Genomic DNA, 10,069 nt, shown 5'->3' with positions numbered 1-10,069 from the left:
GCCAGATTTTAAATCCAGATTAAATTAAAGACCATTGATTGGAGTGGAAGGCACGAAGACCCCTGCGGGAACAGCGGGACAGGTGAGACCCCGCAGGAGCGTTAGCGACGAGGAGGCTCACCGCCCGCCCGCGGAAAGCGAAGTGCCTGGAACAGAAATTACTGCCCACTTTAGAATCCATTGTACTGAACGTAATCAGATGTGAAGCTGTTCTAGATAGCACATGTAACATTCGTTCGCCAGATTTTACCTCCAGATTGAATTTAGAAAAACAGTTGATTGGAGGGGAAAGCGAAGCGCCTGGAACGGAAATCAACTGCCCCACTTTAAAACTAAAAAAAGAAGACCAGCTCGATTTTCATCGATCTGATCTTCAGTATGAGAAGCTGCTCCTAATGAACAATTACAAATAAATAACCTTATGCTGATTATTAAATTGATAAACAAGTTTCATCGTATCGGATATAAAACATGGACCGTACTGATTTAAATAATAGAAAACATTCCAAATCCGTTCTTGTGGAGACTCATTCGGATATAATGCATTCGCTATTCGACTATATTTACTCAAGGCCACTTCATGCTTCTTCTCCGTGCTTTCCGTGATTTTCCCATAAATAAAGTTAAGCTGCTTATCTAAAAACTGCCGATTCTTAATAAGAAGTGGTTCTAACCCCTTATCATCAGCGACTGCTTTTTCCGTTAACTTTTCATGATTTTCACCAAGAGTTGACTTCATCTGCCTAAATAACGATTCAATGTCATCATTTTTCACTGAATTCATAAATTCAGTTACTGCTTTTCCCGTTCCCTGTGTCAGAACTGTCTCAATGTCCAGACCTGTCTCAGATAAATCAGTCTGAATTCCACGTTCAACCACAGTAATGTTAAGCCTTGGAACAATCGGCGGCATCTTCATTGAAAAGATTTCAAATGCCCGCTTCAATTCAGCCCAATAGGCAATTTCACCAGGACCGGATATAAAGGCAAGAACCGGAAAAAGTTTTTCCTGCATAATAGGACGAGTGACGACATTATTACTCAGCCGCTCGGGTTCTTTCTCGGCCATTTCTAACAATTCCGATATTGTAAACCTAATATCTCCATTTTTACTGCTGAACAGATCATCTTTCCGTTCTAACAAAATCCGCTCTTTATTTTTCGGAGTATAATAAAATAAATTAGCAGAAGTTTCTTCCAGTTCAATCATTCGTTTGTAGCCTTCTTTTTGCATGAATGCCTGCTGAGAAAGGACGGACTCAGTAATCTCATCGCTATGTTGAATAAGTTCACTGAAGTACTCTGCTTCTAACTTCCTTAATCGCGGGTCACCTGCATCAAGAAGCAAAAGACCATATTCATGGAACCACTCGTGAATCAACGAAGCAAAAAACTCTACAAAATCTTTAGATTCCTGGAGAATTCCGCGGACAGTCGCAAGCAATTTTTTAGTAAAATCAGTTTCTCCGTAGCTCTCAACTACGTCCTCTATCCATTGCATCGTTTTTTCAGTATCTAGTTCCAAATCGGTTACCATCGTTTTAAAGGGATGGTAAAACGGATACGCTGACTTAACAGGCTTCCCATTTTTCATCGTATATACATGATTTACTTCAGCCAAATCATGATCTTCTCCAGCAATCCAAAAAACAGGAATAACCCGTTTTCCGAGTTGTTTCTCCTGCTCCTCTGCCAGTTTAATGATGGATATCACCTTATGAATGGTATAAAGAGGGCCTGAAAGAAGCCCTGCCTGTTGACCTCCTATCACTACTACAGAATCAGGTGTTCTTAATGCCTCGATATTAAGCTCTACCTGTTTGCTTTCCGAAAATCGCTCCATATATTGTTCTATGTAAGCTGCTATTTCAGCACGCTTGAATGTTCTAGTCATCAATTCTTGATATCTATTCTGATACATTCCCTCGCCAGTCAGTTTGTAATGAAAATAATCCTCTACTTCAAGTTTTCCGTTCAGATAATCTGAAGCAAATTGATTTAAAGACGGTAAAGAGAGATCTCTTAACTCCATTTATGTACTTCCTTTCCCTGCATCTGCAATTCTTTTTAGAGTATATCATCCCTATGAAAGAAAAGAAAAAAAATTGCCCAAGATCCTTACAATGCAGGTAATCAACTATAAGCTTAAATAACAGATTGAACAATTCTTTGTATTAACCCGTATGTAACCAATCCAATATAAATGAGTAGAAAAAAGGCGAAACTAACTCTCCAAAATCCTTTCATGATTTTCCCAAAAATAATTTCCCCTTTAACCTTATAATGAATCAGAACAACGAAAATCGCGATAAATAACAATACCACTAAAAGAATCCAGAACAACTGCAGCTCCCAAATAACGCTGATAAGATAGTGTACAGAAAACACAAAGAAGATGGTACTAATATCCATTGCCATTTGTACGGCTTTTTTATGATTATGAGTTATTTGCTTAATGAGTATAAAAAATAATAGATATACGACAAAGGGCAGCATAATAAAGGTTGCTGCGACACCCGCGATGAAATTTGTCAACCCGTTATCCTCCCTGACTTTCCATTCCCTTAACCATCGAATAAATCATTGAACTCATTAAATGCTCTTTATCTTTTTCTTTCGCAACGGAAAGAAGATACCCCGTTATCGAATCGATTTCAGTTCCTTGTCCCTTTTCAATATCCTTTAGCATGGAAGACCGATTTTTGTAAGTGTTTTGGCAGACCTGCGTGATATGTTCTTCCAAGCTCGCTCGGTCAAGATCAAGTATCCCAGCCACTTCTTCAAGATAGGCAGTAAAGACTTCATGATAATACTGCACATCAATCAACTTTCCATTTACAACCTTTAGTATGGCTGTCAACGGGTTAATAACAGCATTAACCGCAAGTTTCTTCGTCAGCATCTCTTGGTAATCTGTTTCTTCTGTATAAGGGAAAAAGGAACTGTCCTCTTTAAGCAGTAAACCTGATCCTTTTACTGCTGCGAACTTCGTAAGACCTATACCTGTATGTTCGACAGCACTCATCCCTCTTCGCAATGCTCCATGTTCAACGACACCCGCATATACAGTCGGAGATGCCATTTTTGTCATGATAGGGACATGAGAATAGCCATTCTGTAAAAAGATGAGCGGTATTTTTAGTTCAGCTATCATGGGCACTACTTCAATAAGATGATATTGTTTCACAGCAATGATAAACAGATCCTGCTCATCTAGACCATCTATAATGGCCTTAGCTTTAAGAGTCATCTTAATTACCTCACCATCGCGGTAAAGATCCAATCCTTGTTTTTCCAGGATTTCAGCTTGACTTTCTGTACGGGTGTACACCGTCACATCATGTGCAGCAGATAGGTAAGCAGCAAAAAGCAGTCCAACCGCACCACCACCTATAATACCTATTTCCATATGTATCGCCTCAGTTCACTTTTCACTAGTTTAGCAAATATTTCCCTTAGATGTAATCTGAACCTCAGGATCTTTATTCGAATTAAAGAATAGAAAATATGATGTTTTTTTCTTATTACGCCAGCAGGTATGCAGTTTCCTTTATTTTTGACATAAAATTTAAAATAATCTTTCTTTACACATCTTCCTCATGAACGTCTATTATATGAAATTGCGGAATTTTCCCCTGATCTATATTATAATAAAAAGGAAGCGGTTTCTTTTCGGAAGGAAGCTGCCTGAATAAGGGGGATGGGTTGATGGATTCAAAAGTTGAACGTTTGCTTATTAATTACAAAACTCTAGAAGAATTCAAAAAGTTCAAGGAGTATGGTTTGCAGGAATTATCTATGCTCGATGACCTGCAAGAAAATATCATTGAGAACGACAGCTATTCACCCTTTTACGGAATCTATTTTGGGGATAAATTAGTAGCACGAATGAGCCTTTATGAAAGAAAAGCGAAATATAATCACTATTTTGAGATTCAAGAGGATTTTCTTGAACTTTGGAAACTAGAAGTTCTTCCAGATTATCAGCATAAGGGGTATGGTCAACAGCTGGTCGAATTTGCAAAAGGTTTTGGCATTCCAATAAAAACTAATCCTCGAGTTAAATCACAGTTGTTTTGGGATAAGATGGGTTTCGAGGCAGCTGTGTATGATGTGGAACGAGATTTAGGAGAAAACCCTCTTTTATGGCATCCAAACGGATTAACTAAATCCTAATAGACATGATAGAAGCGTGTATGGCTCCATACACGCTTTGTTCGTAAAAAAATGAACGAACCCTCGTTATTTGGAGACTCTCTCTAGGTTCCCGTTTTTATCCATTTGGAATTTTACTTTAGGACTATTTTTCTCTTCTTCCAGTACTGTCAATTTTCTTGCACGTTCCATGATGGAAAGGAGCGTTCGATAATCTTCCTCTAGTATGGTCAACTGATTCAGTAGGTGCTTGTTTTCTATCTGTAATTTATCATTTTCACATGAAAGGACTCTCGCTTCTGCTAGGAGTTTTTCATTCTGTTCTTGGTTAACAGCGGTATGTTCATTTATTCTGGAAAGGAATGAGATAATTTCTTCTAAGGTGATCGATTCACCCTGTCTTGACTCATTTTTTTCTACAGCTGCAAGCTTTGTTTCTTGTATATCCGTCGTATGATCAACAGCATGTTGTTTGTGTCCCTTCCGCTGTTTCTTTGCTAGTTCAATTCCAGATTTATATTGTTGTCTAACAAAAGAATTCCAGCGAAAACCGCAAGCTGCTGACGTCCTCGCCAGACGCTTGCCTACTTCTTCAAACGCCTTAAGTTGTGTACTGCCATCACGAATATGCCGTAAAACGACTTCCGCCAAAACTACATCTTCATCTTGAGACCATGCATCCTGCCTGGCTATTGACATATCTCTACCTCCCTAACATACTTATTCCATCATATGCACTTGCTAGAAAGATAGAAGATAAAGCTAGACACACCTAGAATTTTTTTACTAGTTATGATTACCCTTTCCTATTAAGAAATCGATCAACTGCATGATGGTGAGCATCCGTTGCCCAGAGCTTCGCACACTGTCTGCTTTCTTGTTCCATCCGTTCCTTTAGCCCTGATTGTTTCCATTTAGCAATCAAGAGTTCCTTATAAGCCGAGAGCACCCCAAGCTCTTTTTCTAAAAAGGAAGAGATGAAGGCCGTTGACTCAGATTCTGTATTCATTATCACATGATCAATAAACCCTTTTTCTTTAGCTCCTTCTGCACTATGTATTTCCGCACCAAGTAAAAGCTCCATTGCTGCTCCAGCAGGTAGCTTCTCATATAAAAGCGATGCACCTCCCCACCCAGTCGTTATGCCAAGGGTACCTTGGACAAACCCAATACGAATTCCTTCTCTTGCCAAACGAAAATCACAAGCTGAGGCAATTTCACAACCACCACCGACAGCACTGCCATTTAATACAGCTATAGTAGGTTTTGGCAATACTGCAAGCTTGTATAAAATCCCCCCCATTTTCGATAACATAGCAAAGGAGTCTTCTTCGGTTCGCAGTTTATGAAAGACTGATAAATCACCGCCTGAACAAAAAGCATCTTTACCTGTTCCTGTCAAAATCACTACTTTCACTGATTCATCCTGAGCTGCCATTTCCAACGCTCCATCAATTAACTCCATTACTTCAAGATTAATGGCATTTCTCTTTTCAGGACGATTAATGGTTATCTTCATGTAACCGCGTTCATTTTTCTCTATCAAACACGCATCCTTCATGTTAAGTCCCCCTCTTTTTATGACCATCGCACAACATAACAAAAAACACAGGAATGATGTTAATCCCTGTGTTTGTCTAACCTTGTATACACAAGTGGAGAAACTCTCCTTTTGTATATACGATTATTTGTTTACAACATCTTTACCTTTGTATGTTCCACATTCCTTACAAATACGGTGTGAAAGTTTCATTTCACCGCAGTTTGGGCATGAAACCATACCAGGTACTTGAAGTTTGAAGTGTGTACGACGTTTTCTTTTTACAGTTTTGGACGTTCTTCTAAAAGGTACAGCCATTATTCCCACCTCCTTAAAAAAATATGAAGAAGCTATGAAGATCGGATGCCTTCTATCTTCCTTTTTCCCAATTACGATTCTTTATCGTTGTCAAAAAAGTTCGCAAGCTTTGCTAATCTTGGATCGACCTTCTGTTGAAGTTCTTCCTCAGTAACAACAGACCAATCTTTCCCAGAATGAGGAGCAGCGCCTTCCGCATTGACATCCTCACAAAAAACCTGCATCGGAATCTCTAGCAGTAATAATTCTGTAATTACCGGTATAAGATCCACAACTTCACCTTTTGCCACCGCTACTCCATCTTCTTCAAATAAGGCACTATCTGCACCTAAAAAGAAGGTTTCCGTTGTATCGATATTAATCGGGAAGTTCACATCTACCAGTGTCCGGGAACAAGGCAAAATAAGTTCTCCAGATATATGCAAGTGGAATGTTGCTCTAGCAGACGTAACATCTGCTTTACCTGTTACATGCATCGGAGAGACTCCAAGGATTTGTTTTTCTCTTTCCTTAATATCGGAAACATCTACAAATTCATCTATTTGCAGGTTCTTATCCCGGAATTTTTGAAGTTGGCTAATAGTCCATTTCAAATGAATCACCTCAAGGCAACAAAGGTAATTATATCTGTCAATCTACCGTTTGTCAATATTTTTTCTTTACACTATAAAGCTTGAAGGAACAGTGTTAAACACTGCATGTAAAGTACCCAGGAAATATTCCCGCTCCTTCTATCATATCCATTTTTTTTGATTTTGCAAACATGCTGGCTAATATTTATTTATAAAACTGTCGATACTGAACTACCAGACCTCAGTATATATGCTAAAATATTGACTTAGCATACGTTTAGCTGTTTCAGCAAACAGTGATTAAAACCTGTCAAAAAGGAGCGATAACCATTGAAAGCAGTTGGACTTGTAGTCGAATATAACCCCTTTCATAACGGCCATGCGTATCATGTAGAACAAAGCAGACTCGCGTCCGGAGCTGACGTTGTTATTGCGGTTATGAGCGGGCCGTTTTTACAAAGAGGTGAACCTGCCTTAGTTAGTAAATGGGCTCGGACTGAAATGGCTCTTGCAGCCGGTGTAGATCTAGTCATCGAACTTCCCGCTCCATTTGCTTCTCAAAATGCGGAAATCTTTGCACGAGGCTCTATATCAATTTTAGAAGCACTGGGATGTAGTTCATTTTGTTTTGGAAGTGAAGACGGGTCAATAGATCCATTTATGGAAGCCTATTATTTTATGACAAAACAACAGTCTAGTTATGACGCTGCTCTTCGTACCCATCTATCCAGCGGCAATAGTTATCCAAAAGCCGCCTCTCTTGCTTACCAAGAGCTGTCAAACGGACTGAAATTAGTTGATCTAAGCAAGCCAAATAATATTCTTGGATTTGAATACATAAAAACTGCCTTACATCATTCTTTCGATATTATTCCCGCTACAATTAAACGGATCCAGGCAGATTACCATGAAACACAGCTTGGAGCACAACCTATTGCAAGCGCAACTGGGATTCGCAAAGCTCTCGCTGAGAAAGGGAGCACAATCAGTACGATTAAACAATATGTACCTGAAACAACAGCTGAAAGTTTAAACCGATACATACGTACATATGGTTCACTTCATACATGGGAAGATTACTGGCCCTTATTAAAGTACCGTCTCCTTTCCGCTTCTAGTGCTGAATTAGCCGAAATAGCCGAAATGGAAGAAGGCATTGAATATCGTCTTAAATCAATGGTTCTTCACTCTACAAGCTTCCAAGATTTTATGGTAAAAATTAAGACCAAACGATACACCTGGACAAGACTTCAACGTGTTTGTGTCCATATTCTTACTGGTACATATAAAGAGACCACAAAAAAACTCCAAGAATCACCCTCTTATCTTCGGATCCTTGGCATGAATGATAATGGGCGTGACTATCTTCATCAAATAAAGAAACATATTTCTCTGCCTCTCGTTTCAAGGCTGGCTTCTTTCAAGGAGGATAGTATTCACGCGGATATTCAGGCTTCTACCATTTATACATTAGGACTGAAAGAACCATTCCAATCCTTATTATTGAAGCGCGAATACGAATCACCAGTCATATATCGAAAGATGGTATAGCAAAAAACGTAACGATACGCATAAGTGCGGTTCGTTTACGTTTTTTTAGGATTATTTTTTTCTAACGAATGTAAATAGTCCAACGCATCATCAAAACTATCAACTGGGACAATTTTCATATCAGTGTCTATATCTTCTGCCGCAATTAATGCCTCCTGATAATTTGAACCTTTTATCCCCTTTTCATTTGGAGCAAAGAAAATTTCCGCGTCTGTTTTATCTGCTGCTACAATTTTTTGCTGGATTCCCCCAATTGGCCCAATGGTTCCATCTTCGGACATTGTACCCGTTCCAGCTATTTGATAACCTGAAGTAAGATCCCCTTCTGTCAACTGATTATAGATTTCTAAACTGAACATTAATCCAGCTGATGGACCGCCGATCTGATCGGTATTAATCGTAATGGATGGATCAGTAATTGGTTTCTTATAATCATCTAAACTAATACCCATCCCCACTTTTTTAGGCTGGTCTTTAAATGCCTGCAAAGAAATTTTTACTGTTTTTTCAATATCTTCACGCATGTAGGTAACTAAAACAGTGTCATTCGCTTTTTTCTTCCCAATATACTCAATAAACTCTGCTGAAGACTGGAATTTTTTGTTATCCACTTTTATTATTTGATCCCCTGGCTTAAGCTTCCCATATGCAGGCATTCCTTTAATCACACCCAGTACATACACACCAAGGTAGTCAAACGAGAATGATTTCCCCGCTTTTTCGTAGGCAATCTTAATGGCACTGTTTTTTGATCCATCCATCATATGAAGTTGTCTTTCACTATATTCTTCATCCGATTCATCCGTGTCACGGATAGCGTCCTCCGGATACAGTTCTTGGTATTTACTCATTTTTGCAACTAGGTATCCATAAATATTTGCCTTTCCCATTCTGACCGTAGTCAGCATAAAGCTTCCCTCTGCGTCATCACCGCCTGCCACCTCTACAATCGGTTCTAATTCCTGGGCCATCCCAGGCTTAGTTACATAATAGGGCAGGGTATAAAATGCTGATAACACAATTATAATGACAGCAAACAGGAAAGAGCGGGTATATCTTTTACGGCTCATCTATTTGAGACTCCTTCCACGATTCAATCAATCCCTTAATTTTTTCAATTTTTTGACTGGCTGCTTCTTCTCCAATACTAATTATTTCCTCAATATTTGTAAATGCTTTTGAACTAAATTTCTCAACACGGGGTCGAATCATAACGTCAGAAGATAACTCCCTGCTTTCGACCAACTCCATTTGTAAAATATCTAAGCTTTGCATAATCACATCATATATAGAATTGATTTCAACATTTTTATTTACATGTGAAACATCGACAGCGATGACAATATCAGCTCCCATTGATTTTACTACGGAAACGGGGACACGATCGATAACCCCCCCATCAACCAGCATCCTATTGCCAATCTTTTCAGGAACAAATATCCCAGGTACCGATATACTTGCCCGTACCGCCTCGGCAATCGGGCCTTCGCGAAATATGACCTTTTCTCCGGTACGGATATCAGTAGCTACGATAGCAATCGGAATATCTAAGTTTTCCAGTGACTTGTTATATGTAAAAACACGAATTAAATCTTTTACTCGTTTCCCAGAAACGAATCCCATTTTAGGCACAGTAAAATCTAAGTAATACTTCCGCTTAAAAGCCTTTGCCAATTTATATAAACGTTCCGTATCAGACCCTGCAGCATAAAAACTACCAACCAAAGCCCCCATACTGCTTCCTGCTATCATATTTACGGGGATACCAGCCTCTTTTAAAACTTTGAGAACGCCTAGGTGGGCAAATCCTCTAGCCCCCCCGGACCCCAGTGCAAGACCAATTTTAGGCTCCCGCCATCTAATCCCTCTTTTCTAAGATTACTTATTAAACAATCCTCTTACAAAGTTATGTCTTAAATTGTATTTCTATGTG

11 protein-coding genes are annotated in these 10,069 nt (G+C 39.1%); 2 read left to right on the top strand and 9 right to left on the bottom strand.

The annotated features are described in order from the left end of the window. Positions 1–403: 403 nt before the first annotated feature. The 3 genes from bshC to WYK_RS11350 all read right to left on the bottom strand — a co-directional run bounded on the left by bshC (position 404) and on the right by WYK_RS11350 (position 3,409). Positions 404–2,032, bottom strand: a complete 1,629-nt coding sequence (gene bshC / locus WYK_RS11360; protein ID WP_040374614.1) for a bacillithiol biosynthesis cysteine-adding enzyme BshC — start codon at positions 2,030–2,032, stop codon at positions 404–406. Between the two features lie 113 nt (positions 2,033–2,145). Next, positions 2,146–2,535, bottom strand: a complete 390-nt coding sequence (locus WYK_RS11355) for a DUF3397 domain-containing protein (RefSeq protein WP_040374613.1) — start codon at positions 2,533–2,535, stop codon at positions 2,146–2,148. 4 nt (positions 2,536–2,539) lie between these two features. After that, positions 2,540–3,409 carry a 2-dehydropantoate 2-reductase gene (locus tag WYK_RS11350; protein ID WP_040374612.1) on the bottom strand — a complete coding sequence of 290 codons (870 nt, stop codon included), beginning with the start codon at positions 3,407–3,409 and terminating at the stop codon, positions 2,540–2,542. 299 nt (positions 3,410–3,708) lie between these two features. Here WYK_RS11350 and WYK_RS11345 point away from each other — a divergent pair, with 299 nt between their 5' ends. Beyond that, entirely contained in the window at positions 3,709–4,176 is a 468-nt protein-coding gene (locus tag WYK_RS11345; protein WP_040374611.1) for an N-acetyltransferase, read from the top strand. 66 nt (positions 4,177–4,242) lie between these two features. On the opposite strand, the gene WYK_RS11340 is transcribed toward WYK_RS11345, so the two are convergent. The 4 genes from WYK_RS11340 to WYK_RS11325 all read right to left on the bottom strand — a co-directional run bounded on the left by WYK_RS11340 (position 4,243) and on the right by WYK_RS11325 (position 6,606). Continuing rightward, complete coding sequence (locus WYK_RS11340) at positions 4,243–4,854, bottom strand: RsfA family transcriptional regulator (RefSeq protein WP_040374610.1); 612 nt, start codon at positions 4,852–4,854, stop codon at positions 4,243–4,245. Positions 4,855–4,951: 97 nt separating this feature from the next. After that, a complete protein-coding gene (locus WYK_RS11335; protein WP_040374609.1) occupies positions 4,952–5,716 on the bottom strand; it encodes an enoyl-CoA hydratase/isomerase family protein in 765 nt (254 codons plus the stop codon). A 123-nt stretch (positions 5,717–5,839) separates the two neighbouring features. Next, positions 5,840–6,013, bottom strand: coding sequence for a 50S ribosomal protein L32 (gene rpmF / locus WYK_RS11330; RefSeq protein WP_040374608.1), 174 nt, complete (start codon positions 6,011–6,013; stop codon positions 5,840–5,842). A 71-nt stretch (positions 6,014–6,084) separates the two neighbouring features. Next, positions 6,085–6,606 carry a YceD family protein gene (locus WYK_RS11325; RefSeq protein WP_040374607.1) on the bottom strand — a complete coding sequence of 174 codons (522 nt, stop codon included), beginning with the start codon at positions 6,604–6,606 and terminating at the stop codon, positions 6,085–6,087. Positions 6,607–6,915: 309 nt separating this feature from the next. Here WYK_RS11325 and WYK_RS11320 point away from each other — a divergent pair, with 309 nt between their 5' ends. Then, the gene (locus tag WYK_RS11320; RefSeq protein WP_040374606.1) at positions 6,916–8,136 is read left to right on the top strand and encodes a nucleotidyltransferase; all 1,221 of its coding nucleotides are present in this window, start codon (positions 6,916–6,918) and stop codon (positions 8,134–8,136) included. A 35-nt stretch (positions 8,137–8,171) separates the two neighbouring features. Here the strand turns inward: WYK_RS11320 and WYK_RS11315 are convergent, their stop codons facing one another. Both WYK_RS11315 and WYK_RS11310 read right to left on the bottom strand, forming a co-directional pair. Continuing rightward, positions 8,172–9,206, bottom strand: coding sequence for a SepM family pheromone-processing serine protease (locus WYK_RS11315; RefSeq protein ID WP_040374605.1), 1,035 nt, complete (start codon positions 9,204–9,206; stop codon positions 8,172–8,174). Beyond that, positions 9,196–9,999, bottom strand: coding sequence for a patatin-like phospholipase family protein (locus WYK_RS11310; protein WP_040374604.1), 804 nt, complete (start codon positions 9,997–9,999; stop codon positions 9,196–9,198). The genes WYK_RS11315 and WYK_RS11310 overlap by 11 nt, the downstream gene beginning before the upstream one ends. Positions 10,000–10,069: the final 70 nt, after the last annotated feature.

This window comes from Peribacillus psychrosaccharolyticus ATCC 23296, assembly GCF_000305495.1.
GTDB classification, from domain to species: Bacteria; Bacillota; Bacilli; order Bacillales; family DSM-1321; genus Peribacillus; species Peribacillus psychrosaccharolyticus.
The sequence above is the reverse complement of the archived record's forward strand: the minus strand, read 5'-3'. Positions and strand labels throughout refer to the sequence as shown.